The organism is Paenibacillus sp. CFBP13512 (genome assembly GCF_005233705.1).
Taxonomy (GTDB): domain Bacteria; phylum Bacillota; class Bacilli; order Paenibacillales; family Paenibacillaceae; genus Saccharibacillus; species Saccharibacillus nuruki.
On the sequence record NZ_QGAD01000001.1, the window covers coordinates 221,146 to 247,875 of the forward strand.

Consider the following 26,730-nt stretch of genomic DNA (forward strand, 5'->3'; position numbering starts at 1 on the left):
TACGTATCTGTTCACACTTCAGTCACATCTATTCCGCAGAAAAATCACATAAAAAACAGCCTTATCCATCAGCGATGAATAGACTGTTTTTGACTACATGATGTGCTCAGAAAACGTCATTAATTATACTTTACCACAAATAAATGCAATAACCTATTTTGACAACTACTCTTCTATATTTGAACCTGATATTGCTCATTTAAGCTCACTGGTAATTTTCCTAGCGCTGGCTTAACGCCTGCAATTACATCTGCCAAAGCTTCTATCGCATACTTCCGATTTTCATAACTACAGATATACGTCTTGATCTCAGGAAGATCATTCATATCATAAGGATTACGTACAGAAGCCACAATCAATACAGTATCTGTCAAAAGAGATAATTGACGGGCGAGTTCTGCTTGACCGAGTGGTAACAGACCCGATGATGTATACGCTGCAAAGATCACTTTGGGATAATGGATTGCTTCTGCTAATACTTGCTGAATCTCTTCCGGTTCCGGGCGAGCATCTATCGTAATCTGGGTTGCATCGATCCCATAGCTATTAAGAGCTTGAGCAAAACTGACATCATGCCCTGTCGGCTCATCCACTTCGGTTAGACGTGTCACCTGTGGCCATATAATGAGTACTTTATCATCCGGTTGCAAAGGCAATTGCCCTTCGTCTTTGACTAATGTAATACTACGCTCTGCAATTTCACGCAACACCGGTTCGATCGGGTCAGATTCTAAGCGCTGTGTCCACGCTTCTATCGTATAAGGTGCTGCATCCATCTGATGTTTGGCTTTGAGTGATAGTATTCGTTCAACTGAAGCGTCGATTTGAGCTTCAGATAACTGACCTTGTTGCACCGCTTCTTTAACCGCTTCAATCGCAGCGATCTGGTGCTCTAATGTATGACTCACTAGCAATAGGTCTGCTCCGGCTTGAGCTGCCATAACAGTCGCTTGTGGTATCGGAAAATGCTTGGCAATCGCATGCATTTCCAGACAATCAGTCACAATTAATCCTTCAAATCCCATCTCGATACGAAGCAAATCGGTTAGTACTTTACGCGACAATGTAGCTGGAATAGGCTCCGGTTCAAATGCAGGGAAAATAACATGAGCCGACATGATCACATCGACTCCTGCATCTATCGCTGAACGAAAAGGTAATAATTCAATCTGTTCTAAGCGTAATTGATCATGAGGTACAGAAGCTAATCCATAATGAGAATCCACCTCAGTATCTCCATGCCCTGGAAAATGCTTGGCTGTAGCAGCTACACACTCTTGCTGAATCGCTTGAATAGCGGCGGCTCCATGAATAGCTACTACTTCAGGATTTTCAGAATAAGAACGGACGCCAATCACTGGATTACGAGGATTATTGTTCACATCGACACAAGGCGCAAAATTCAAATTAATCCCTAATGTACGTAGTTCACGCGCACTGATCGCTGAAGCGGCTGCCGTTAACGCCACATCATTTACTGCCCCAAGAGTCATATTGCCTGGAATCAGACTCATTCCATCTTGATCGATTCGGCTCACCATTCCACCTTCTTGATCGATCGCTATCAATAACGGTGGTAATCCTTGCCTCTGAGCAATCTGCTGTAACCCTGTGGAAAGGTCTGTAATCTGCCGAGCTGTTCCTATATTACGCCGAAAATAAATCACTCCACCGACATGGTATTTTTCGATCAATTCTGTAATATGTTCGTTCGGTACATTGGTATGAAATCCGCATACAAATAATTGTCCGATTTTCTGATCTAATGTTAAGTCTGATAATTGAATAGTGTTCATAGATATCCTCCTTGTACTGGAGCCTGTTTTGAAAAGATGTCTGAACAAGATACATATGATATAGATAATCGATATTCTTATTTAAGTATAAATAACGAGATGGCGTGCAACAAGCGGATAAAGTTTGGGTTTTGGGGAGTTTTTTAAGAAGAACTGATATTACAGATAACGTATCACTACTCAACTATGTAGATACCAAAAAGCCCTTTCCTATGGATCAGGAAAGGACTTCTGGCTTCACGTTCATATACCCTTTTTGCTTACTATGGTTGTTATTTATCTATTTTCATAAAGAGGAGGATTAGACACAAGAGACTTGACGACGACCTTGCTCAATCAGACGATAAGCACGTTCTACTTCTTCTTCGGTTGGCGAAGGAACCCCATCCAGCGGATAGATGCGTCCCAGCGCTTCCCATTTGTAGATGCCCATCTGATGATAAGGTAAGATTTCGAATTTCTCTACCCCTTTTAATGTGCCGATAAATTCTCCTAAAGCGATCAGATCTTCTTCAGCATCATTAATGCCAGGTACAAACACATGGCGTATCCACATTTTGCGTCCATTATCAGATAGCCATTGTGCTGTGTGTAGAGTGCGTTCATTTGATACACCGGTTAATTTTTTGTGCTTTTCATTATTGATATGCTTAATATCAAGCAAGACTAAATCAGTAACTTCAAGCAGTTCATGGATTTTGTTAGGTTCATTGAATCCATTGCTATCCAGTGTTGTATTCAGGTTCCAACGGTCTTTGACTGCTTTGAACAATTCTCTGACAAAAGGAGCTTGCAACGTTGGTTCTCCACCAGATACCGTCAATCCTCCACCTGAAGAACGGTAGTAACTCAAGTAAGGTTCAATTTCAGCTAGAACTTCTTCTAGCTCCATCACTTTACCTCCGTCCAAATTCCATGTATCAGGGTTATGACAGTATTGGCATTTCATCAGACAACCCTGCATAAATAGTACAAATCGTATGCCCGGGCCATCGACGGTACCGAACGTTTCTAGCGAGTGAACACGGCCTTTTACCATGATCAATCACCCCTTTCGTCTGAGTTGATGTATATAAATGAATAGGATTTCGAGAGTTAGAGTTACACCGCTACGCGTATGAATTATTCTTACGATCGCTGTTAAGATCGGATATCTGGAATGAACTGCTTTCGCAGTCGATATCCGAATCTTAAATGCGAACGCTTCGCTTCTTCAGAAACAATTCCTACTCTTCGCTCTGCGGTGTGACTCCACTTTCTCAAATGCTTCATTTATATCATTCATTGTTGGTTAGCAGTTACCATCTTTGATTACATTTCTTACTTTAATTAGCGTTATTGCTTTGACTATTGTTAAAAAGTTCGTATTACATTGATCCGTGGAATGTGCGGTTGATGACATCCATTTGTTGTTCACGAGTCAATTTAACAAAGTTAACAGCATATCCAGATACACGGATGGTTAATTGTGGGTAATTTTCTGGGTGTTCCATTGCGTCTAGTAATTGCTCACGAGCGAATACGTTAACGTTCAAGTGATGGGCATTACTACCGAAGTATCCATCAAGCATAGATACAAGGTTAGTTTTGCGAATTTCTTCTTCTTTACCTAATGCTTTTGGCACGATAGAGAATGTGTTAGAAATACCATCTAAGCTATCTTCGTATGGTAATTTCGCAACAGAACTTAGAGATGCAAGAGCACCTTTAGTATCGCGTCCGTGCATAGGGTTAGCACCTGGTGCGAATGGTTCGCCAGCTTTACGTCCATCTGGTGTTGTACCTGTTTTTTTACCATATACTACGTTAGAAGTAATTGTTAATACTGATTGTGTTGGTGTAGCACCACGGTATGCTTTGTTTTTGCGAATCATACTCATAAATGTTTCGACCAATTCAACAGCAATCTGATCGACTTTATCATCGTTGTTACCGTAGCAAGGATATTCACCCTCGATTTTGAAATCTACAGCAATACCGCGTTCGTCACGAATCGGTGTTACTTTAGCGTATTTGATAGCACTTAATGAGTCAGCTGCTACTGATAGACCCGCGATACCGCAAGCCATTGTACGTAAGATATCACGATCATGTAGTGCCATTTCGATACGTTCGTAGCTGTATTTATCATGCATGTAATGGATAACGTTCAATGTGTTCATGTACAATTTGCCTAACCATTCCATCATGGCTTTGAAGCGTTTCATGACTTCGTCATATTCAAGCACTTCAGAAGTGATTGCAGGGTATTCAGGGCCTACTTGAACGCCTGATTTCTCATCACGTCCACCGTTGATTGCATACAATAGTGCTTTAGCAAGGTTCGCACGAGCTCCGAAGAATTGCATTTGTTTACCGATACGCATAGCGGATACGCAGCAAGCAATACCATAATCGTCGCCATAGATTGGACGCATCAGATCATCATTTTCGTATTGGATCGAACTGGTTTCGATTGAAACTTTAGCACAGAATTTTTTGAAAGCTTCTGGCAATTGTTCTGACCACAATACAGTCAAGTTAGGTTCTGGTGCAGGTCCCAAGTTGTACAATGTATGCAAGAAACGGAAACTGTTTTTGGTAACTAATGTTTTGCCATCGACAGCCATACCACCGATTGATTCCGTTACCCATGTAGGGTCACCACTGAACAATTCGTTGTAATCTGGAGTACGTAAGAATTTAACGATACGCAATTTCATAACGAAATGGTCAACCAATTCTTGAGCTTGTTGTTCTGTCATTGTGCCTTCTTTAACATCACGTTCGATGTAGATATCAAGGAAAGAAGATACACGTCCTAGAGACATCGCTGCACCATTTTGCTCTTTGATTGCTGCAAGGTAACCGAAGTATACCCATTGGAACGCTTCTTTTGCTGTTTGTGCTGGTTTGGAAATATCGAAGCCATGCATTTCAGCCATTTTTTTCAATTCGCCTAGAGCACGAATTTGTTCTGATACTTCTTCACGAAGACGAATCACATCTTCATCAATCACGTCAACTTCCATATCATTCAAATCTTGTTTTCTTTCATTAATTAGGAAGTCTACACCGTATAATGCTACGCGGCGATAGTCACCGATAATACGTCCACGACCGTAAGCATCTGGTAAGCCTGTAATAATACCTGCTTTACGTGCTGCTCTCATATCAGAAGTATAAGCATCGAATACACCTTGGTTATGCGTTTTACGAATGTTTGTAAAGATATCAATGATTTGTTCTGGTACTTCAAAGCCATACGCTTTACAAGCATCGATCATCATTTTGATACCACCGAACGGTTGTAATGAACGACGGAAAGGAGCATCTGTTTGAACACCGACGATTTGTTCTTTGTCTTTGTCCAAGTAACCAGGACCGTGTGAAGTGATTGTAGAAGGTGTTGCAGCATCTACATCCCATACGCCACCACGTTCGATTTCTTCTTTAGATAGTTTGGAAATGATATCCCACAAGTCTTTTGTATTTGAAGTAGGGCCAGCTAGGAATGTTTCGTTTCCTTGATACGCACTAATATTTTGTTCAATAAAGTCGCGAGTATCTACATGTTTTGCCCATTTACCTGATTTGAAATTGCGCCATGCGTCTTGTTTTAAATTATCCTGTACATTTCTTTCGATAACTGACATTGATAATCCCTCCATTATTTGTGAATAAAATCACAAAACCATTTACACTATTGCTTGTCTCGCCTACACGATACCGGAAGCTGTTGTTTTCTCCCTCCGGCTATGTCTTTATTATGATGCAATTCATAAGCAGAGTATGTGACATTTATCACAAAATAGCATTTTTATTATGATTTTTATCACATTCTGTATCTATAACAGTTTTTAAAAATAACTACTACAGTTCACAACCAAGCCTGTTACACAATAAGTAAATAACGATTTGTACAGTGAATACAGTGATATGAATCTACTAATACAAAAATACACATCATCATTCACTGCAAATAGCTGTAGCATCATACAAGAATTTACGACTTCTAACAACGAAATACATCACACTATTTCTGTATTATTCTATATACAAGCTATAGAATAATGTTGGACATCGCATCACTCCTCTCTACAAACAAAAGAACGGTTCTCTTTAGTTCTGCTAATATCGCAAACTAGGAGATCGTTCTTTGGGATAAGGTGGCATTCCATATTTGCTTTGTTTTTTATTTTCAACCATATATCTTGAAAGTATATTCCTAGCGATACAAGTTAAATAAGAAGGAAAAAGGATCAACTCCAACGTACTGCTATAACAGCATGTGTGGAGTGATCCTTTTTTCAATCTATCATTTTACTTGCCGGATAGGTCTATTTATTCAAATCGACCATAGAATGCGTTGCGGTATACATCAGCTAGTTCAGTCACTAAAGGTAATTTAGGATTCGCTGTTGTACATTGATCTTCGAATGCACGGTCAGCAAGGTAATCTACACGAGATTCAAAGTCTTTTGCATCAAAGCCCAATGCTTCGAACGTTTCAGGAATACCTAGTTTGCGGTTCAAGTCACGAATAGCATTGATTAAGCTGTTCACGCCTTCTTCGGTTGTGCGTGCTGGCAATCCCAAGATACGAGCAATCTCAGCATAACGTTCGTGAGCAATAAAGTGAGAATATTTAGGGAACGCTGCGAATTTAGTTGGTTTTTTTGCATTGTAGCGGATAACGTGTGGCAACAAGATCGCATTGGTACGACCGTGTGCTGTATGGTATTGTCCACCCCATTTATGTGCTAAGCTATGGTTAATCCCTAAGAATGCATTCGCAAATGCCATACCTGCAATCGTAGAAGCATTATGCATTTTTTCACGAGCCAGTTTGTCGCCTGTTAGAGCAGACTGTTCTAGATATTGGAATACCAGTTGAATCGCTTTGATCGCTAGTCCATCGGTAAAGTCACTTGCCATTACAGATACATAAGCTTCAATCGCATGAGTCAATACGTCCATACCTGTATCAGCAACAGCTACACGAGGTAAAGAGTATACAAATTCAGGATCGATAATCGCTACGTCTGGTGTTAATTCATAGTCAGCCAAAGGATATTTTGTGTTGCCTTTTTCTTTATCTGTAATAACTGCGAACGATGTTACTTCAGAACCTGTACCTGAAGTCGTTGGAATTGCTACAAATTGTGCTTTTTGTCCCAAATGTGGGTATTTGTAGATCCGTTTGCGGATATCCATGAATTTTTGTTTTAGGTTATCAAATTCAGTATCAGGATATTCGTAGAACATCCACATGCCTTTAGCAGCATCCATAGGAGATCCACCACCAAGAGCGATAATGCAGTCCGGTTGGAAACGTTCCATCATTTGACGACCACGTTCTACAGTAGCAGTTGATGGATCTGGTTCTACATCAGAGAACACTTCAACAACAACTGGAGTCTGGCGTTGACGCAAGTAATGTTGTACTTTTTCAACATAACCAAGTTGTACCATCATCGCATCTGTTACGATCACTACACGACTAATATCAGGCATTTTAGCAAGGTATTGAGTTGCGCCTTTTTCAAAATAAACTTTAGAAGGTATTTTGAACCATTGCATATTCACAGTACGACGAGCCACCCTTTTCACATTAATCAGATTCACAGCACTTACGTTAGAAGAAGTAGAGTTACGACCATAAGATCCACAACCTAGTGTTAAAGATGGTAAGTTCGTATTGTAAATGTCACCAATTGCACCATGTGTAGAAGGAGAGTTCACGATAATACGTCCAGTTTGTAGACGATTAGAGAACTTCTGAATAACTTCATCATTATTAGAATGGATAGCTGAAGAGTGACCCATACCGCCAAATTCTACGATTTGTGCAGCACGTTCAATCCCTTGATCCGCGTTTTTAACTTTATAGCAAGCCAGTACAGGGCTTAATTTTTCAGCAGATAATGGGAATTTAGTACCTACGCCTTCCAATTCTGCTACCAGTATTTTGGTATCGGCTGGAACGGTAATTCCACAAAGTTCAGCAATTTTGACAGCAGATTGACCTACGATAGAAGGGTTCACTGCACATTTATCTGTATTCATTGCACCGTTCGTTAATTTGCCTGCTTCTTCTTTAGTTACAAAGTAACAACCGTTATCGATCATTAATTTTTTCACTTTTTCATAAACAGGTTCTTCAATAACTACTGCTTGTTCAGAAGCACAAATCATACCGTTATCAAATGATTTGGAAAGAATCAAGTCATTCACTGCTTGTTGCAAGTCAGCACTTTTCTCTATAAAAGCAGGAACGTTACCAGGACCTACGCCAAGTGCAGGTTTACCACAGCTATATGCTGCTTTAACCATTGCGCCACCACCAGTAGCTAAGATTAACGCTACATCAGGATGATTCATTAATGCATTTGTTTTGTCCATTGAAGGAGCATCGATCCATTGGATACAATCCGCAGGTGCACCATGTTTGACAGCCGCTTCAAGTAAGATGCGAGCGGATTCTTTACTACAATTCTGTGCAGATGGATGGAAGCCGAAAATGATTGGGTTACGTGTTTTGATTGAGATCAAAGATTTGAACATAGTAGTCGAAGTTGGGTTCGTTACCGGTGTAATCCCCATGATGATTCCGACAGGTTCAGCAATTTTTTGGAAGCTTTCATAATCGTTATCTTCTATAATACCGACTGTTTTTTCATTTTTGATACCATGGTATACATATTCAGTAGCGAACATGTTTTTGATAATTTTATCTTCATATACGCCTCTGCCTGTTTCTTCAACAGCTAGTTTGGCAAGATACATATGTTGATCCAAGCCCGCTAATGCCATTGCTTGTACAATGTTATCAATTTGTTCTTGATCCATATTCATAAATGCGGCATGTGCTTTATTCGCTTTATCGATTAACTTTTGAATTTCTTCCTGTGCACTCAATTCCACGTTACGACTAGCATCATTTTTAACAGCCATTTCTCTCATCCTCCTCAGAATGTGTATTGCTTTTGTCTACACACCGATCATAGCATAGAGACATAAATCATAATGTGATATTTTTCACAATCAATTTTTATTTTTTAAATTTGTTTTATTTTATTTTTTCCTTTTGCATTTTAATATAAAAAGATGTATGATAATAGTGAAATTAATCACAAAGTATAGATTACTTTTACGTATACATGAGTTCATTATCTTTCCTATATAACGTAGAATTTAACTAATCATTTAATTTCCAGTTTTTTTCCTAAAATGTTATGCATTATGATTAATTTCACGTATAATTGAAACAAAAAGGGGCGAACCATAATGAACAATTCTTTAGAACATACTCAACCACGTCATAATACAGCATGCTTTTCGGAAATTAATCAGGAAAGATTACTTAATCATTCTACAGAACGCACGATTGCAGCAGGTTCACATTTATTCTGGGAAGGCGACTTATCCGATAAATTATACTTCCTTAAAAGTGGACGGGTTAAATTAACCAAATCTACTGATGAAGGTAAAGAATTGATTCTATATATGTATCAAGCAGGCGACATGATCGGTCAAGCAGATCCATTTTCAGGTACACGCCTTGGATTTACAGCGGAAGCATTAGAAGATACTGAAGTCGCTGTTATTGAACACAAAGAATTGGAATTGATGATCTGCCAGTATTGTGATTTTGCTATCGACTTTATGAAATGGATGGGTACTCATCACCGTCTAACACAGACTAAAGTGCGTGACTTAATGCTATACGGTAAACCAGGTGCTCTCTGCTCCACTTTGATTCGTTTAAGCAATACTTATGGTCAAGATTATAACGATCAAGGTTCGATTTTGATTAACAAAAAAATTACACATACCGATTTGTCGAATATGATTGGTGCTACTCGTGAAAGTGTCAACCGGATGCTTAGTGATTTGCGCAAAAAAGAAAGTATTGAATATGAACACGGGATGATCATTATTCATGATCTTGAAGCGCTACAAGAAGTATGTCACTGCGAAATGTGCCCTAAAGAAATATGCAGAATTTAATGAATATTCAGGTGTGCTTATGCATTTACCTGTTGAGACAATTAAAATACCAAAAAAGCTTTCCGTGTGTTACTCATAGCGGAAAGCTTTTTTTGGTTAACACATCAAAATCTACTCGACCCAATGCTCTGCCCAGTTCTGAATCTGCTCCATCACTGGCTTAAGTGCACGTCCTTTGTCGGTTAGCTCATACTCAATTCGAACAGGTGTCTCTGGATAGACCTGACGAATCAATATTCCACTACCTTCTAAGTCTTTCATCCGCTCTGACAACATTTTGTCGCTCATCATAGGAATAAGATTAGAAATATCTTTGAAACGCTTAGGTCCACTCATTAATGATTGAATAATTAGACCGTTCCATCGTTTACCTAAAAATGAAAACGCGGTCTCAAAACGGGGACATAATCCCAATTGGTGTTGCTCCATGTTTTCTCACCTCTTCAATTGTTCCGAAACACGGGATCGGATAGTCATAAGCTCGTATTTCATCACGTTGTGATGTTAACTTACGATTAGTTAGTACATATATTTTAGCATATTTTACCTGAAAAGAGAACGAAAACATTACATAATTAAAGAATACTGAATATTATTTAAAATTCAGGTCATCATTCTTGAATCTCATCTATACATTTACGCAAAATAACGAGATCATTCGCAATAACATCAGTCAATGATCTATTATACAATACTGCTGCTGGATGATACATAGGAAAAATCCAGTATTCTTGATCAGACCAGTGATATCCTTGATCCATATGATCTGCATCTACTTGTTGAATACGACTTCGGTAAGCTTGACCATGCACATTCGATACCTGATGCCCTTTGCCAAGTAATCGTTGCAATGCAATATTGCCCAGCGTAATAATGATCCGAGGTTGTACTGCCTCAATCTCAGCATCCAAAATAGGTGCAAATGCAAATACTTCGTAAGATGTTGGTGTGCGATTAGAACGACTCGAACGTTCGGCATGATGCTTTCCTTGAATGATTTTGTCTTTATAAGGACGACTGCGTACAGCACTCGTAATATACAGATCATTTCTAGTGATATTTAGCGCTTCAAAATAACCATCTAATACTTTACCTGCTTGTCCGCAAAAAGGAATCCCTTTTTCAATCTCATTCGCACCGGGTGCTTCTCCCACCATCATCAGCGATCCCGGAAATTTGCCATAACCACCCAAAAATCCTTCTAATCGATGTCCGGCGACTCGTTCCAGACATTCACTAATTCGTGCTGGAGATAGCTTCACATTGCCGATTTGTGATTCTATTTGTGCTTTAGACATAAATGCACTCCTTTCTATATCTAACTATATGTTAGAGTGCCTAAGTATTATGGATACTGGATCTAAAGGGATAAATCTCAAAAAAAGTACGCCTGTAGGCTATTAACCATACACGCGCACTTTTGAAATATTTATTTTTTATGATTAACACAGTCTGGAATTCAGGATCAGGCTGTTCAGGTAGACAGTTATACCATTACTTTACTACCGAGTGCACGCGTAGGTTCTTGGCGTCCGAATTCAGGACGTGTATTAGTTGCAGGATACGCCCAGCGTACAGCATTCGAGATAATGTGCATAATATCCTGATTATAATATGTTGGATATGTCTCATGTCCTGGACGGAAATAGAATACTTTACCGTGTCCACGGCGATACGTACAACCGCTACGGAACACTTCTCCGCCTTCAAAGTTGCTTAGATATACCAATTCATCAGGAGCAGGAATATCGAAAAATTCACCGTACATTTCTTCTTTATCCAAAGTAATCGAAGGGTTCACGCCTTGAGCAATCGGATGCGTAGGATTCACACACCATAGAATTTCTTGCTCGTCTGCTACACGCCATTTCAGATCACAACTGGTTCCCATTAATTGTTTGAATGGTTTGGAGAAATGTCCAGAATGCAGAACAATCAATCCCATGCCTTCATTTACTCGTCTTGCTACCGCTTCTGCAATATCATCATCTACTAATTCATGAGCCGTATGTCCCCACCACAACATTACATCAGTAGAGTTCAACACAGACTCTGTCAAACCATGTTCCGGCTGATCGAGTGTAGCTGTACGGCAGGCAAAGCCTTCCTTCGATAGCCCATCCGCCAGAACAGTATGAATCCCATCAGGATATACTGCTTTGACATCATCACGGATTTTCTCATGTACAAACTCATTCCAGACCGTTACATTAATCATAAAAAACTTCCTCCTCTATATTAGACCCACCACATCTCACCAAGTTCTTCTTCAATCAAAACCTGCTTCAAGTTATGGACAGCTTTTGTAAAACCTTCATTCACCGACATCAAACCATCTTCGTGCTCTATACTTACAACGTAATCGTATCCAACTAAGCGTAACGTGCTGATAATATCAGCCCATGTTTTGTTATCATGTCCAAAGCCTACTGTACGGAACTGCCAAGCACGATCTTGCATTTTTGTGTAGTCTTGCATGTCTGTTACACCGTGCATATTAACATTATCGGTATCTACCAGCGTATCTTTAGCATGAAAGTGATGAATTGCATTATTTTTTCCTAAAATTTTAATAGCTTGTACAGGATCGATACCTTGCCACCACATATGACTTGGATCAAGGTTCGCACCAATCACTTCGCCAGCCGCTTCACGTAGACGTAAAAGTGTACCCGGTGTATGAACAGAGAAACCTCCGTGCAGTTCCAGCCCTACTTTCACATTATGATCAGCAGCGAACTTACCATTTTCTGTCCAGTATGGAATGACTTTTTCTTCCCATTGCCATTTCATAAGATCCTGGAAATCATTTGGCCATGGTGCTACAGGCCAGTTCGGATATTTCGCATCATCACTATCTCCCGGACAACCGGAGAATGTATTAACAACTGCTACATCTAACTTCTGTGCCAGTTGAACGGATTTGATAAAATCTTCATGCGATTCTTTCGCAATCGCTTTTTGCGGATGAAGCGGATTACCGTGACAACTTAATGCACTAATGGTTAATCCACGAGAATCAATCGCTTGTTTAAATGCTCTAAGCTTGCCTTCATCAGCAAGTAACTCATCTGGTTTACAATGAACATTACCCGGGTTACCACCAGATCCTAGTTCTACCATTTTAACGCCTTTTTCAGCTACATAATCCAATGCTTCTTCAAAACCCATATTGTTGAGTAATACCATAAATACGCCTAATTTCATTTGTCCATCCTCCAGCTTCATTCATTAATTTTATGAACGCAGTCTGGTGAACTTATCACTTGAATCTGATTCCAATAGAGTGAGCTGTAAGTTCTGTATTCGTCCAATCGAACAAATGAGAATGTAGTAAAAGCTCTATCTATTAAATAATACGTCGAAACATGTCATAAGGTTCACCTTAAATGCGATTTATATCCATTTTAGTATAATTATTGGGATTGAACAGTAAGAGTTTGATTATACACTTACTTTTCCGCTTTTGGCACCGTAAGATTTCACCCAGTTCATGCTTTGCTCAATACTCTGTAAAGGCGGTTGTAAACATGAGTCTTGCTCTACCACTAACCATTCAGCTCCTGCTTTTTCAGTAGCATCTGCAATAGCGGCTACAGGCACTTCACCTTCACCAAGTTCGACCGTCTGTGCACCTTTATCTGTGCGTTTGAAATCTTTCCAGTGAACAATCGGTAAGCGTCCAGCGTATTTTTGAATATATTCAACAGGATCGTAACCACCATACTGTACCCAGCAACTATCTAATTCAACTTGCAATAACGATGCAGGTACTTCTTCATACATAGCATCAAATACAGTGTGTTCACCTAATTTTTCAGTAAATTCAAATTCATGATTGTGATATAACAACACCACATCATTTTGATTACACAATTCGCCAAGCTTACGTAGATTAGCGAAAATATCAGGCCAATTCTTACGGTGCTCATCTGATAAGAAAGGGACAATAATATAACGATTGCCTATTTCTTTGTTATAATCGATTAAAGATTGAGCATCTTCCAGTAGTTCTGTATATTGAGTATGAGAACCAACGACTTCAAGATTGTGCTTTTTGAGTAATTCGTTGATTTGGGTAGAAGTACGTCCGTAGAAGCCAGCGAATTCAACACCTTGATATCCAAGTGCTGCTACTTTGGCAATCGTACCTTCAAAATCTTTTTCCAAATCATCTCGTACGGTGTATAGTTGCAATCCAACTTTAACCATTGCTCCATTCACTCCCACAATTTATGATAGTTGTAATAGCATCATTCATCTTTAATAACTATTGCCTTGTCTGTATCCTGCACGACTTTTGATAATCACATGCTTGCCTTCTAGAGAAGAACGTTGAAAAGCATGCATCGCTTCAAGTACATGATATGCAAGTTCACCACTAGCACGGTGAGGTTGATTGTTACGAATCGCTGTAACCATTTCGTTTAGACCTTTACCACGTTCATTACGAGTCCCTTCAAAAACAGGAGGTACAATCTCAAACTCTTCTGAACCTGCGCGTCTTATACGAACATCACCATCGAAAAAGTTAGGATCAGGGATATCCAGTGTACCTTCTGTACCGTAGATTTCAATTCGAGGCAATTGAGAGCCTCCTTTGATATCAAAACTGGTCACCATGGTAACGATTGCACTGTTTTCGAAATCAATTGTTCCTGCCAGATGTGTAGGTGTCTGTACACGTAATGGTGTACCTTCTTTAGGACCACTCGCAACATGTCGATCAGGAATCTGAATACCAGCTGACGAGCTTATTCTTGTCATCGATCCAAGTAAGCTTGTGAGTGCCGTTAGATAATAAGGTCCCATATCGAACATAGGTCCACCACCAGGTGCGTAGAAGAATTCAGGATCAGGGTGCCATGATTCAGGGCCACCGCTCATCATAAAAGCAGAAGCTGCAATCGGTCGACCGATTAATCCATCATCGATCGCTTTGCGTGCTGTTTCTATGCCTGAACCTAAAAATGTATCCGGTGCACTTCCTACACGACGACCCACTTCTTTGGCTCGTAATAGTGTACGTTGACCATCTTCTAGCGATACAGCAAATGGCTTTTCAGCATATACATGTTTGCCTGCTGCAAGTGCTGCTAGATTCACTGCGGCATGTGCGGCAGGAATAGTCAGGTTGATAATCAATTCAATATCTTCCTGTGCAAATAATTCCTCCGGCGTGAATGCGTTTGCAATGTTAAATTGTGAAGCTCTTGCTTGCGCCTTCTCGATCACCATGTCTGCACAGGCTACGATCTCAACGACTGGACTTGATTGTAGATTTTCCAAGTAAATTTCACTGATGTTACCACATCCGACTAAACCAGCTTTCATTCGTTCCACAGGTCATCCTCCTTTGGGCATGTGTTTTTCTAGGTGCAGAAAAGCTACTCCTCTGGTTATAAGTAAACGTAGGATTGTCCTGTCAAACGACAATCTAGCAATGCTATGATAAACCCTTTATGTATGATGGACTTATACATACCATTGTCCTTTTTGTTTATTGTAAGATCATGATGATTTATAAGCTCGTTACAATAGTATTACTATTTCGTGTCAATTAAAATGAATAATATGATTAAAACATGAACTATTTGGTCAAATTTTAAATTTGTTGCTGAAAAGAGGATTTTTAATGGAATTAACTGGAGATATTTGCAAAGTTTACACCGCAGGTTATTCGTTTCATCGAAAACCTTTTTATATGAATGAGCCCGAAGGTGTCAAAAGTTACTTATTCCGTTTTCAAACTGAAGGCAATTGCTTGCTTCGTTACAAAGGCGGTATGGACGAAGTCGAAGTAGGCGATCTCCATCTATATGCTCCAGACGAACCGTATGAATTGAAAATTGATTATGCGCCGAACGCAGCAGGTCTACCGATAGTAGAAAGCGGAGATTACCATATCTTTTTTGGAGGAGAATGGGCAGATCGATGGTGGAATCATACCGAACGCCCGGCTAAAGTAAAAATTCCACTTAGCGATAATATCGTGGATCTATTACGACAGATCTCGATGGAAAAAAGAAGAATCGATGATCCTTATCCTGAGATTTTATCTTATTATATGAAAATTCTATGCTTATCAATCGATCGATATTTATCGGAACAACCGATCAGTGGTCCCAAAACGTATCTAGCTTATCAAATTAAAAACTATATCGAAGAAAATGCATCGACTGCTTTTAAATTAGACGATGTAGCTATGTATGTGGGGATTAGTGTCTCTAGAGCTGTTCATTTGTTTAAAGAAGCTTTTGATACCACGATTATGCAATATGCGCTTGATGTTCGTCTCAATATGGCACAAGAGCGAATTGTCTTCAGTCCGATGCCGTTAGAGGAAGTGGCTGAATCTTCAGGATTTGCCAATTATACGTATTTCCATCGTGTATTCCGTTCTCGCTTTGGCATGTCACCCAAAGAGTTCCGTATTTCCAAACGTGAACATATCACTTAAATTAGTCTTCAATTGGCTGATAACGCTTAGGGTAGATAATCAATGACAGAGAGATTCTTTGATCTAAAGAATCTCTCTTTTTTCATGTATAATAAACAGAATATAACTATAGCAAATATAAGTAGATATACGATCATTTTTGATCTTTATAAGGAGTATATAACTATGAAAACGATTATTGATATCGCTCAAGCCGCTGGTGTTGCCAAAAGTACTGTTTCTCGGTACCTCAATGGCGGCTCGGTGAGTGAAGAAACTAAAGAAAAAATCGAACGCATTATTAAACAACATCAGTATGTACCGAATACATTTGCTCGAAGCTTAAAAGCGAAAAAAACAAGTATTATCGGCATTATTGTACCGCGGCTGGATTCTTTTGCTGTTTCTCAAATGTTAATGGGGATCGATGATACATTACGTCAAGAGCAGTACCAGATGCTATTAGCTAATGCTAATCAAGAAACCACGCGTGAGATTGAAGCTATTTATGAATTTTCTCGGCAAAAGATTTCAGGCTTACTATTTATGGCGGCTCAAATCACAGATGAACATCGTCAAGCGATAGCCAAATGCAATATTCCTGTTGTCTTGATTGGTCAAGATGATAAACAGCTACATAGTGTTATTCATGATGATCGTCAAGCTGGTTATCTACTAGGCAAATATGTACTGTCTAAAGGGCATCGTCAGATCGCTTATCTAGGGGTCACTGAACAAGATGATGCAGTAGGTATTCAGCGTAAGCTTGGCTTTCAACAAGCTCTTCAGGAGTATACAGATTATGATATTCGTTATTACGAATCAGGATTTCGTATGGATCAAGCGGTCATTGCAGCCCATCATCTACTTGATCAGTGGACTCCTTCTATTGTGGTTGCAGCAACCGATAATATAGCCATTGGTGTATTCAAAGCCGCACTTTCTAGAAAAATTGATATTCCGACTGACTTATCAGTGACCGGATTCGGTGGGTACGATATCACTGAGCTTATGCATCCTGCTTTGACTACCGTCAAATTTCATTACAAAGAAGCCGGGCAACTCGCAGCGACTAACCTGATTCAAATGATTCAAGGGCAATCGGTAAAAAACACATCCATTTCAACATGCGAACTACTTGTCAGAGAAAGCGTTGACAATCGCTAAATACCGACTTATAATACATTGGAACCGGTTCCGATGTATTTTTTTGATCTAATTTGGAACCGGTTCCGTAAAAAGAATATGATGAATAAGTATGGAGAACACACTATGAAAATGAACAGAACTCAGTTATACCGTAAGCTTCATGAAGCAGAGACTGGCGAATGGGAAGCCTTAAAACAATTAGCCGATCAGAGTCCGTGGCGACAAGCTTTTCATATTCAACCTGAAGCAGGGTTACTAAATGATCCTAACGGATTTTCCTTTTTTAATGGAGAATATCATCTTTTCTATCAATGGTTCCCACTAGGCACCCAACATGGTATCAAATACTGGTATCATACTTCTTCTACTGATCTGGTGCATTGGAATAATAAAGGGATCGGTATGGCTCCAGATACGATATATGATTCTCATGGTGCCTATTCTGGAAGCGCTATAGAAAAAGACAATCTACTGTATCTAATGTATACCGGTAATACGCGTAACACAGATTGGAAGCGTTATCCATTTCAATGTATGGCGACTATGGATCAACAAGGTGTGATCACCAAGCTCCCTCCTGTTATCGACAAAGTACCTGCTGGGTATACCGATCATTTCCGTGATCCTAAAGTCTGGCAAGATGGAGAATATTATTACTGTGTCATTGGAGCACAGCGGATCGATCAGACGGGATGTGCGGTTCTTTATCAATCACCTGATCTACAAGAATGGACTTTTCAAGGGGAGTTAAATACGGCGTTACCTTCATTTGGCTATATGTGGGAGTGTCCGGATTACTTTGAATTGGATCAGCAAGGTGTATTTTTATTTTCTCCGCAAGGGTTAGCAACCATCGGAGATCAGTTTCAGAATATTTATCAGTCGGGTTATATGATCGGTACTCCGCTTGATCTGAATACGCGACAGTTTGATCATGGAGAGTTTTATGAGTTAGATCATGGATTCGATTTCTATGCTCCACAGACTACACTTGCTCCCGATGGACGCAGACTGCTCGTCGGTTGGCTCGGAATGCCAGAGATCGACTATCCTACAGATACTCAAGGATGGGCACACTGTCTCACGTTGCCACGTGAATTATCAATTGAAGATGGTCAGCTTAGACAGCGTCCAGTTGCAGAACTGAGTCAGCTACGTGGACAACAGTCTCATGTACATCGCACTGTTCATCATCATCGTGATCTGATTTCTTCTATAGAAGGTATTCATTACGAAATGCTTATTCAGATCAGTGATATTCAAGCTGATAAAGTAGGGATCGAAGTACGAGTGGGCACAGATGAAAAAACAGTTCTGTATTACGAACCTGCACTTGAAAAACTAACGTTAGATCGCACCTTGTCCGGTCAATCCCTTGCACTGGAGTATGGAACGACTCGAAGCTGTAGTTTACCGCTAGAAGAAGGAATAGTAACGCTACATTTATTTATGGATACTTCTTCGATTGAAGTTTTTGTCAATGATGGTCGTAACGTATTCACTTCACGCATCTTTCCACAATTGAACAGTACAGGATTTGCTTTATTTGCAGAACATGGGAGTGCTTGTTTTGATGTTACACAATGGGATTTGATCGATAAGGGGGAACAGTAATCATGTCTGAAAATCAAAAAATTGCTCAACAGGTGATCGAAGCTGTCGGAGGTAAAGATAATATTGCATCTTTTGCTCATTGTGCAACCCGCTTGCGGATTATGGTACATAACGAAGAGCTGATTGATCAGGAGCGCACTGAAAATATTGATAAAGTTAAAGGTGCTTTTTTCAACTCCGGACAGTACCAGATTATTTTTGGTACAGGTACAGTTAATCGTATTTTTGAAGAAGTTGAGAAATTAGGTGTCGAAAGTACTTCCAAAGACGATATTAAAAGTCAAAGTAAGAATGCCGGCAACTTTTTCCAACGTTCTATTCGTACATTTGGCGATGTGTTCGTTCCTATTATTCCGGTTCTTGTCGCTACCGGTTTATTTATGGGATTACGAGGATTATTAACACAACCTCAGATCCTAGCTTTATTCGGTATTACACCTGATCATATTCCAGCTAACTTTCTTTTATTTACACAAGTTTTAACGGATACTGCATTTGCCTTTTTACCTGCACTTGTTGCCTGGTCTGCTTTTAGGGTGTTCGGCGGAAGTCCTGTATTAGGGATTGTACTTGGCCTTATGCTCGTCAACCCTGCTCTACCTAATGCTTATTCGGTCGCCGATGGGTCTGCTCATCCATTAACGATGTTTGGATTTATTCCTGTTGTCGGTTATCAAGGTTCTGTTTTACCGGCATTTGTCATCGGTTTGATTGGAGCCAAATTAGAAAAAGCTTTACGTAAGCGGATTCCTGAAGCGATTGATCTAATCTTAACTCCATTCCTGACATTACTGATTATGATTACACTTGGGCTGTTCGCAATCGGTCCTATTTTCCACTCACTGGAATCTGTTGTTTTGAATGCTACGATCTATGTATTAGATATGCCTTATGGAATTGCAGGGCTATTAATCGGTTCTTTGCATCAAATTATTGTAGTTACAGGTGTGCATCACATTTTCAACTTCTTGGAGATTCAATTATTAGAAAGAACAGGAGTTAACCCATTTAACGCTATTATCACCTGTGCGATGGCGGCTCAAGGTGGAGCTTGTCTAGCTGTAGGTCTCAAAACCAAAGACAATAAGCTCAAAGCATTAGCCCTTCCTTCTTCGTTCTCTGCTTTTCTAGGAATCACAGAGCCTGCGATTTTTGGAGTGAACTTACGATATATGAAGCCATTTATTATGGGATTGATCGGTGGCGGCGTAGGTGGATTTATGGCTTCTTTGTTCCATTTAGCAGGAACAGGTATGGCAATTACAGTGATTCCAGGAACATTGCTGTATTTGAATAGCCAACTTCCACTTTATATTTTGTGTAATGTAGTAGCGATTGCAATAGCATTTACGTTAACATGGTTATTTGGTTATAAAGACAAAGTAGTCACAGCATCTACAGCAACCGTATCAGGAACTGCTTCCGGCTCTACGCCTACTGCTGTACAAGAAGTACATTCTACTTCTTCTGTTGAATCTGTATCATCTGCTTCTAATGATAATCAAACAGCTACATCTTCGCACTCTAATCAAGTAAATACTTCTGCTACAAGCACTAAGGTGTTAGATATAATCGCTCCTATCAGCGGTACATTGGTTCATCTCGAAAATGTACCTGACCCTGCTTTTGCAGGCAAGCATATGGGTGAAGGAATTGCGATTCAACCGGATGAAGGCAAGTTATATGCTCCATTCGATGGAACAGTCGCCCATGTGATGGATAAGAGTAAGCATGCGATTATTCTTGAGCACAGTAGTGGTGTACAATTATTAATTCATATTGGACTGGATACGGTTTCTTTGAAAGGACAAGGATTCACCCTTCATATACAATCCGGGGATACCATTCAAGCAGGACAATTATTGATCGAATTCGATACTGCTATGATTCAATCTTCAGGTCTATCTATTATTACACCTGTGATTGTGCCCGACGGGATCGAACATATTCAGAATATTCAACCTGCTGAACTTCAGCAAGTACGTGCTAATCAAGATTCTATTATGCAAGTCACCTATACTCTTCATTCATAAAAATCAAAAAAGAAACCTGATTCTACGCATATACAAATGTTGCGTAGGATCAGGTTTCATATTATTTATAGCCAAAGTTGAACATTAACGTTGAGTACGGTAAGCTTCCATCAACTCTTCAATAGCATTACGGCTAATCATTTTACCTTTGAAATAGATCAAGTCTTCTGAATCGCCTGTGAAGATGCAAGAAGGCTCATATTTTTTCAAAATAATGCGATCACTATCGACAAAAATCTCCAAACCGTCTTTTACATCGATATTCATGACACGACGCAATTCGATAGGAATAACGACCCGTCCCAATTCATCTACTTTTCTTACAATACCAGTTGCTTTCATCATGTTATTTCTCCTCCAATTATATATTTATATAACCCCTATATGACACTATTATATATCATTCTACAATTTTCTACATTTTTTTCAAATCGTAATAGTTATTATTAAATCATATTAAGTGTCATATGCCAAGTTAAAATTTTAAAATTTGCAAAAAATAAATAAAAGCTTCTGCTATTTCCTTTAATTTTCAGGAAATAACAAAAGCTTTGTACACATGGGTATTCTACTCTTTTTCTGTTTCTTGGGAAGCAAGTCGGCGCTCTGTTGAGGCTCTTGTCTCTATCGCTTCACTAATCACTAACGCTAAATCTTCATTTCCATACATCGACAACACCCCAAATAATGTGTCGTCAGGAATATCACCTGCTTCTTCTTTAGGAACGGTAAGATTAATCCCTTGTTGCAGACGTGGATTGTCCACTTGATCAGGATAAGCCGTCTGATATAATTCTTTGGCATCGAATCCACGATTCACACACCACTGAGCGAATACCAGAATCATCATATCTTCATCTTGACGATAACTCTGTACAATCTGCTCTTCTCGTAATTTCTGTTGCTCTTTACTTGTTAAATTGTCGTAATCATAATCATCCATCTTATTGCATCCTTTCTATATTGACGATTTCTTTTACAAATCTGATGTTAATCGGTCTGCTAAAATATGTGATTCTAATACCAAGTCTGCACGTATACTGCATTGTTCAGGTGTCGATAAGCGATCTAGAAAATGATCAACCACGCCCATAAACCCGCGCCGTTCCCATATCGTTTCCCAGCTTCCAAATTGTTGATGCTGAGGTAACATATCTTTTTCATATAAATAAGCGCTATCCATATTCATCACTTCTGCAGAACGTCCGCCGCCGTGCAAAATCAATCGTTCCATATCGATCCCTGCACTGCGTGCCATTGTATAGCTCCCATAACGCCCGTTCCCTAACGAAAGCATTCCCGAAGCATGAAGCATAGGGCCATTGCCGTTCCCTTGCTGACGAAGCTGATGAGCCATTACAGCATAAGTATCATTACCCAACCACATTAATAAATCCAACATATGAATCAGATCATCATAGACCGTTTCTTTGGCAGGTAAACTTTGGAGACGGGTACGATGTTTGACCACTTCACATAATTCGAAACCACCTGCTTCTGCCAGCCAGGCATAAGCGTTCATATATAATGGAGCAAACCGACGATTAAAGCCTACAGCTAGCAGTAAGTCTTTCTGCTCTGCTGTTGCAGTCATATGACGGGCTTCTTCGATTTCGTAAGACAATGGCTTATCTACATATACAGGCAATCCGTAACTTAGACATTTCATTACAATATCATAATGAGTGAATGTAGGGCTATGTACAAATACAGCATCTAATTCCCATTTTTCAATATCTTCGACTCTAGTACTCCCCTGTGTTAAGCGAAAAGTATCCATCGTCTGACGCACAGTCTGCTGAGAATGGCTGACTACACCGACTACTTCTATATCTACACGATTGATAAGTAATGGTAAATATACTTTACGAGCAATATCCCCTATACCGATCAAAGCAATCCGTTTACGCTTACCACTTTTGTGATCGTGTTGTTTCATACTATAGATTCTCCTTTGATCATAAGTATAGATATTATGGTTACATCTTATTCTACTATAGAGGTAACCGATCGAATATAAAAGTCACTTTATTTTATCTTTATTGGATTTATATTGAAATTTCATATGGTTTTAAGCTATCCCTCATGTGAATTTAATCGCAAAGCTTATAATAAGAGTATACAACACGATGAGCAAACCATTTAAAAATAACATCAAGAAAATATACACAATCTATTGCAATTGTCGAATGATGGTGATATATTTATATCATAAAGTTACTAAATGAAAGTAAGTTATAAAAAATTATGTAATTACAGAGGAGAAATTAATATGAAATCCACATTTAAAAAAGTTTTATTGTCTACTGCTTTAGCTACTAGCTTGGGTGCTGTTGCTTTGGTTGCACCACTAGGAGCAAGTCAAGTATCAGCTGCTGCAGATACAAGTAATCACCAAAAAGCAAAAGATAAAGCAGAACAACGTGCAGATAACTTAGCTTACCAAACAGCAGTTTCAAAACAAGTAGAAGCTATGTTCGGAACAGCTAACACAACAACTGAAGAAACAACTCCAGCTGTAACACCTGCTAAAACAGCAACAACTGTGATTGTTCCTCAAGGTGCTAGCTTGACTGAAATCGCTGCTCAATACGGTGTCACTGTAGATGAATTGATTGCTGCTAACAATCTTTTGCCTGCTGGATACCAATTGACTATTCCGCAAAAATAAGAATTATCCATCTGATCGGCCAAACGGATAATTAATAACAATTAAAATATAACCAACAACCGCTCACATGGCTACATGTCGGCGGTTTTTTCTCCCTATATTTATAAATAGATATCATCCAAATCAACAATTTTTACGTATCTAATGTTTGAATGCACTGTTTTTTTGGGTTTTATATAGTGTAAGATATTATATATGATTTAAATTTTAATTATTTATTTAAAGAAATGGAGTGAACGATAAATGAGCAACTCACAATATGAAAAGGCTACTTTTGCAGGCGGATGTTTCTGGTGCATGGTATCTCCTTTTGAAGAACTACCAGGCATCATCAGTATTCGCTCCGGTTATACAGGTGGACACACCGAAAATCCTACGTACAAAGAAGTATGTACTGAAACAACAGGTCATGCTGAAGCTGTACAAATCGTATACGATCCAGCTATTTTCCCTTATACCAAATTGTTAGAATTGTACTGGCAACAAATAGATCCTACCGATGAAGGTGGACAATTCTACGATCGTGGTTCTTCTTACCGCACAACGATCTATTATCACACAGAAGAACAACGGGAGTTAGCAGAAATCTCCAAACAAGAAGTAGCTGCTAGTGGTCGCTTTGATAAGCCGATCGTTACACCGATCGAACCAGCTCAAACATTTTATGAAGCTGAAGAATATCATCAAGATTATCACAAAAAAAATACAGGTCATTACAAACGCTATCGTAAAGGTTCCGGTCGAGATGCTTTTATCAACGAGCATTGGTCTACCAAACTTGATAAAAGTGATCTAAAAAATAAATTATCCGAAATCCAATATCATGTTACACAAAAAAATGGAACAGAACCTGCTTTTAAAAATGAGTTCTGGGATCATCATGGCGAAGGTATCTATGTCGATATCGTATCAGGCGAGCCACTGTTTAGTTCACTAGACAAATTCGATTCTGGTTGCGGATGGCCAAGCTTTAGCCGTCCAATTCGTGATTATCAAGTCAAAGAAAATATGGATTTGAGTCACTTTATGGTTCGTACCGAAGTACGTAGTCGTGAAGCTGATTCTCATCTAGGTCATTTATTTGACGATGGTCCGGGACCGAATGGTCTACGTTATTGTATTAACTCGGCAGCTCTACGCTTTGTTCCAAAAGAAGATTTGGAAGCTGAAGGATATAGCGAATACAAAGCGATGTTCCAAGAAGCTTAAGTTTAATAGATGAATAGCTAAAGGCTCTTACCTCTAAGGTGAGAGCCTTTTTGTTTGATCATAGTACCGTTTCGTCTGATCTGAAACGGGTAAAATGAATACATAGCATCTTTTTTTCGATGCAAACATGTTTATGGAGCATGTGATTACGTATTCTATCTTATCTAAAGGAGTGTTTATAATGCCGTGGACTAACGGAGATTATCCCCCATCTATGAAAAATTTAGATACTCGTGTACGTCATAAAGCGATTGAGATTGCCAATGCTTTACTCGATGAAGGTTATGAAGAAGGTCGAGCGATCGCTATTGCTACTGCCAAAGCTGAAGAATGGGATAAAGATCATCCTAAATCAGATTAAAACAATCTTAATACTATATAACGAGGGATAATGAGTATGAATATTCATTATCCCCCGTTTTTTTGTAGACAACGTTTTTTTAATCGATCATAAATAAAAATAATGAAAAAAGCACAGACTATATAAGCCTGTGCTTTTTTGTTGCTTTGATATGATCAATAAATTTAGCTGTTTACTTCAATATAATATTCTTTTATACAGATTGAATCGCTTGCTCAACTGTATCGTCACCGGATACAAGGTCAAACGAACGGCGGTACGTACTGGACTGGTCTAAAATGCTAGCAATCACTGAAGCAACATCTTCGCGTGGAATACTGCCTTTTTCTCCTAAATGTTCAACCAGTTTAACTTTACCTGTACCTGCATCATTCAATAGTCCACCCGGACGAATAATCGTGTAATCCAGTGAACTCGCTTCTAACATTTTATCCGCATAATGTTTGGCTACATAATAGGTTTTCATATCGTCTGGCCATTGTGTACGATCTTCTGCATATAATGCACTGACTAGAATAAAGCGTGAAATCCCTGCTTTTTCCGCAGCTTCCATACTCTTGACAGCTCCATCCAGATCAATCAGTAACGTTTTGTCTGCGCCTGTGCTTCCGCCAGAACCTGCTGCAAAAACAACTGCATCTGCTCCTTGAAGTACTTTGGTTAGATCCTCTACCGATCCTTCAAGATCAGCAAGTACAGCTTGTGCACCTACTTTTTCTAATGCTTCTGCTTGTTCAGGCTTGCGGATAACAGCACTGACTTTATGTTGATTTGCTGCTAATTGAGTAGTTAAGATTTTACCAATCTGTCCATTAGCTCCAATAATTGCGATATTCATTGTTATTGTCCTCCTATAGGCAAAAAAGATTCGGTCTTTACTATGTATACCCCAATTACACACTATTTATTCTATATCGCTTTAAATTGTCCTCACAGAAGTCATATGCTAACGATCATATACACTTTTTACATATAGCAAAAAGCGAGCATACACGGTCATTAACTACCGATCTCTGCTCGCTTTTATTGTACTGACTTATATTTATCCAGTTTATAAATTAATTCCATGAAGCAGGCTTGATCTCCACAGGTTCGATCTCTGCCACATCCATATAATGTTTGCCCCAGTTATACATCGCATCCAAAATTGGCATCAATGTTTCGCCCATTTCAGTTAACGAATATTCTACTTTAGGCGGAACAACAGGATAGACTTCACGATGAACAATCAAGTCTTCTTCCAGTTCACGCAATTGACTGACTAACATCCGTTGAGTGATTCCAGGAATCAAAGCTTTAAGTTCGCCGAATCGTTTTGTACCGCTTTTACCCAGATGCCATAAGATTAACATCTTCCATTTCCCCCCGATGACCGATAGGGTTAATTCTTTCTCACAATTAAATATACGTTCACGCATGATTGAGATTCCTCCAATTAGGATAATAACATATGCTCTAGTATGGTC

The 26,730-nt window shown here is 39.2% G+C and carries 23 protein-coding genes; 8 read left to right on the forward strand and 15 right to left on the reverse strand.

What is annotated here, in order from left to right:
* Positions 1-173: 173 nt before the first annotated feature.
* The 4 genes from nagZ to adhE form a co-directional block, all read right to left on the reverse strand.
* Positions 174-1,796: a beta-N-acetylhexosaminidase gene (gene nagZ / locus PaeCFBP13512_RS01035; protein ID WP_137220688.1), complete on the reverse strand. Its 1,623-nt coding sequence runs from the start codon at positions 1,794-1,796 to the stop codon at positions 174-176.
* Positions 1,797-2,097: 301 nt separating this feature from the next.
* On the reverse strand, positions 2,098-2,835 hold the full coding sequence (gene pflA / locus PaeCFBP13512_RS01040) for a pyruvate formate-lyase-activating protein (protein ID WP_069329084.1): 738 nt from the start codon (positions 2,833-2,835) through the stop codon (positions 2,098-2,100).
* Between the two features lie 328 nt (positions 2,836-3,163).
* The gene (pflB, locus tag PaeCFBP13512_RS01045) at positions 3,164-5,431 is read right to left on the reverse strand and encodes a formate C-acetyltransferase (RefSeq protein ID WP_069329083.1); all 2,268 of its coding nucleotides are present in this window, start codon (positions 5,429-5,431) and stop codon (positions 3,164-3,166) included.
* Positions 5,432-6,119: 688 nt separating this feature from the next.
* A complete protein-coding gene (gene adhE, locus PaeCFBP13512_RS01050) occupies positions 6,120-8,732 on the reverse strand; it encodes a bifunctional acetaldehyde-CoA/alcohol dehydrogenase (protein WP_069329082.1) in 2,613 nt (870 codons plus the stop codon).
* A 333-nt stretch (positions 8,733-9,065) separates the two neighbouring features.
* Here adhE and PaeCFBP13512_RS01055 point away from each other — a divergent pair, with 333 nt between their 5' ends.
* On the forward strand, positions 9,066-9,788 hold the full coding sequence (locus PaeCFBP13512_RS01055; RefSeq protein ID WP_069329081.1) for a Crp/Fnr family transcriptional regulator: 723 nt from the start codon (positions 9,066-9,068) through the stop codon (positions 9,786-9,788).
* 111 nt (positions 9,789-9,899) lie between these two features.
* Here the strand turns inward: PaeCFBP13512_RS01055 and PaeCFBP13512_RS01060 are convergent, their stop codons facing one another.
* From PaeCFBP13512_RS01060 to PaeCFBP13512_RS01085, 6 genes are all read right to left on the reverse strand, one after another.
* Complete coding sequence (locus PaeCFBP13512_RS01060; RefSeq protein WP_069329080.1) at positions 9,900-10,217, reverse strand: winged helix-turn-helix transcriptional regulator; 318 nt, start codon at positions 10,215-10,217, stop codon at positions 9,900-9,902.
* Between the two features lie 182 nt (positions 10,218-10,399).
* Entirely contained in the window at positions 10,400-11,086 is a 687-nt protein-coding gene (locus tag PaeCFBP13512_RS01065) for a uracil-DNA glycosylase (protein ID WP_069329079.1), read from the reverse strand.
* Between the two features lie 188 nt (positions 11,087-11,274).
* Entirely contained in the window at positions 11,275-12,006 is a 732-nt protein-coding gene (locus PaeCFBP13512_RS01070) for a ThuA domain-containing protein (RefSeq protein WP_069329078.1), read from the reverse strand.
* Between the two features lie 20 nt (positions 12,007-12,026).
* Positions 12,027-12,995 carry a sugar phosphate isomerase/epimerase family protein gene (locus PaeCFBP13512_RS01075; RefSeq protein WP_069329077.1) on the reverse strand — a complete coding sequence of 323 codons (969 nt, stop codon included), beginning with the start codon at positions 12,993-12,995 and terminating at the stop codon, positions 12,027-12,029.
* A 237-nt stretch (positions 12,996-13,232) separates the two neighbouring features.
* Positions 13,233-14,000 carry a sugar phosphate isomerase/epimerase family protein gene (locus PaeCFBP13512_RS01080; protein ID WP_137220689.1) on the reverse strand — a complete coding sequence of 256 codons (768 nt, stop codon included), beginning with the start codon at positions 13,998-14,000 and terminating at the stop codon, positions 13,233-13,235.
* Positions 14,001-14,051: 51 nt separating this feature from the next.
* Positions 14,052-15,131, reverse strand: a complete 1,080-nt coding sequence (locus PaeCFBP13512_RS01085; RefSeq protein WP_069329075.1) for a Gfo/Idh/MocA family protein — start codon at positions 15,129-15,131, stop codon at positions 14,052-14,054.
* A gap of 292 nt (positions 15,132-15,423) precedes the next feature.
* On the opposite strand from PaeCFBP13512_RS01085, the gene PaeCFBP13512_RS01090 reads away from it, so the two are divergent.
* From PaeCFBP13512_RS01090 to PaeCFBP13512_RS01105, 4 genes are all read left to right on the forward strand, one after another.
* Positions 15,424-16,248: an AraC family transcriptional regulator gene (locus PaeCFBP13512_RS01090; RefSeq protein ID WP_069329074.1), complete on the forward strand. Its 825-nt coding sequence runs from the start codon at positions 15,424-15,426 to the stop codon at positions 16,246-16,248.
* A gap of 165 nt (positions 16,249-16,413) precedes the next feature.
* Positions 16,414-17,394, forward strand: a complete 981-nt coding sequence (locus PaeCFBP13512_RS01095; RefSeq protein WP_137220690.1) for a LacI family DNA-binding transcriptional regulator — start codon at positions 16,414-16,416, stop codon at positions 17,392-17,394.
* A gap of 105 nt (positions 17,395-17,499) precedes the next feature.
* Complete coding sequence (locus PaeCFBP13512_RS01100; RefSeq protein WP_137220691.1) at positions 17,500-18,990, forward strand: glycoside hydrolase family 32 protein; 1,491 nt, start codon at positions 17,500-17,502, stop codon at positions 18,988-18,990.
* A 2-nt stretch (positions 18,991-18,992) separates the two neighbouring features.
* A complete protein-coding gene (locus PaeCFBP13512_RS01105) occupies positions 18,993-21,023 on the forward strand; it encodes a sucrose-specific PTS transporter subunit IIBC (RefSeq protein ID WP_069329071.1) in 2,031 nt (676 codons plus the stop codon).
* An 84-nt stretch (positions 21,024-21,107) separates the two neighbouring features.
* On the opposite strand, the gene PaeCFBP13512_RS01110 is transcribed toward PaeCFBP13512_RS01105, so the two are convergent.
* The 3 genes from PaeCFBP13512_RS01110 to PaeCFBP13512_RS01120 all read right to left on the reverse strand — a co-directional run bounded on the left by PaeCFBP13512_RS01110 (position 21,108) and on the right by PaeCFBP13512_RS01120 (position 22,962).
* On the reverse strand, positions 21,108-21,368 hold the full coding sequence (locus tag PaeCFBP13512_RS01110; RefSeq protein ID WP_069329070.1) for an AbrB/MazE/SpoVT family DNA-binding domain-containing protein: 261 nt from the start codon (positions 21,366-21,368) through the stop codon (positions 21,108-21,110).
* A 223-nt stretch (positions 21,369-21,591) separates the two neighbouring features.
* Positions 21,592-21,966: a hypothetical protein gene (locus tag PaeCFBP13512_RS01115; RefSeq protein WP_069329069.1), complete on the reverse strand. Its 375-nt coding sequence runs from the start codon at positions 21,964-21,966 to the stop codon at positions 21,592-21,594.
* 33 nt (positions 21,967-21,999) lie between these two features.
* Positions 22,000-22,962 (reverse strand): Gfo/Idh/MocA family protein, encoded by a 963-nt coding sequence (locus PaeCFBP13512_RS01120; protein WP_069329068.1) that lies wholly within the window; start codon positions 22,960-22,962, stop codon positions 22,000-22,002.
* A 333-nt stretch (positions 22,963-23,295) separates the two neighbouring features.
* Here PaeCFBP13512_RS01120 and PaeCFBP13512_RS01125 point away from each other — a divergent pair, with 333 nt between their 5' ends.
* The 3 genes from PaeCFBP13512_RS01125 to PaeCFBP13512_RS01135 all read left to right on the forward strand — a co-directional run bounded on the left by PaeCFBP13512_RS01125 (position 23,296) and on the right by PaeCFBP13512_RS01135 (position 25,264).
* The gene (locus PaeCFBP13512_RS01125; protein ID WP_137220692.1) at positions 23,296-23,694 is read left to right on the forward strand and encodes a LysM peptidoglycan-binding domain-containing protein; all 399 of its coding nucleotides are present in this window, start codon (positions 23,296-23,298) and stop codon (positions 23,692-23,694) included.
* A gap of 243 nt (positions 23,695-23,937) precedes the next feature.
* On the forward strand, positions 23,938-24,903 hold the full coding sequence (msrA, locus tag PaeCFBP13512_RS01130) for a peptide-methionine (S)-S-oxide reductase MsrA (RefSeq protein WP_069329066.1): 966 nt from the start codon (positions 23,938-23,940) through the stop codon (positions 24,901-24,903).
* Between the two features lie 181 nt (positions 24,904-25,084).
* A complete protein-coding gene (locus tag PaeCFBP13512_RS01135; RefSeq protein WP_137220693.1) occupies positions 25,085-25,264 on the forward strand; it encodes a hypothetical protein in 180 nt (59 codons plus the stop codon).
* A 193-nt stretch (positions 25,265-25,457) separates the two neighbouring features.
* Here the strand turns inward: PaeCFBP13512_RS01135 and PaeCFBP13512_RS01140 are convergent, their stop codons facing one another.
* Positions 25,458-26,102, reverse strand: a complete 645-nt coding sequence (locus PaeCFBP13512_RS01140) for an SDR family oxidoreductase (RefSeq protein ID WP_069329064.1) — start codon at positions 26,100-26,102, stop codon at positions 25,458-25,460.
* Between the two features lie 220 nt (positions 26,103-26,322).
* On the reverse strand, positions 26,323-26,691 hold the full coding sequence (locus PaeCFBP13512_RS01145; protein WP_069329063.1) for a winged helix-turn-helix transcriptional regulator: 369 nt from the start codon (positions 26,689-26,691) through the stop codon (positions 26,323-26,325).
* Between the last annotated feature and the right edge of the window lie 39 nt (positions 26,692-26,730).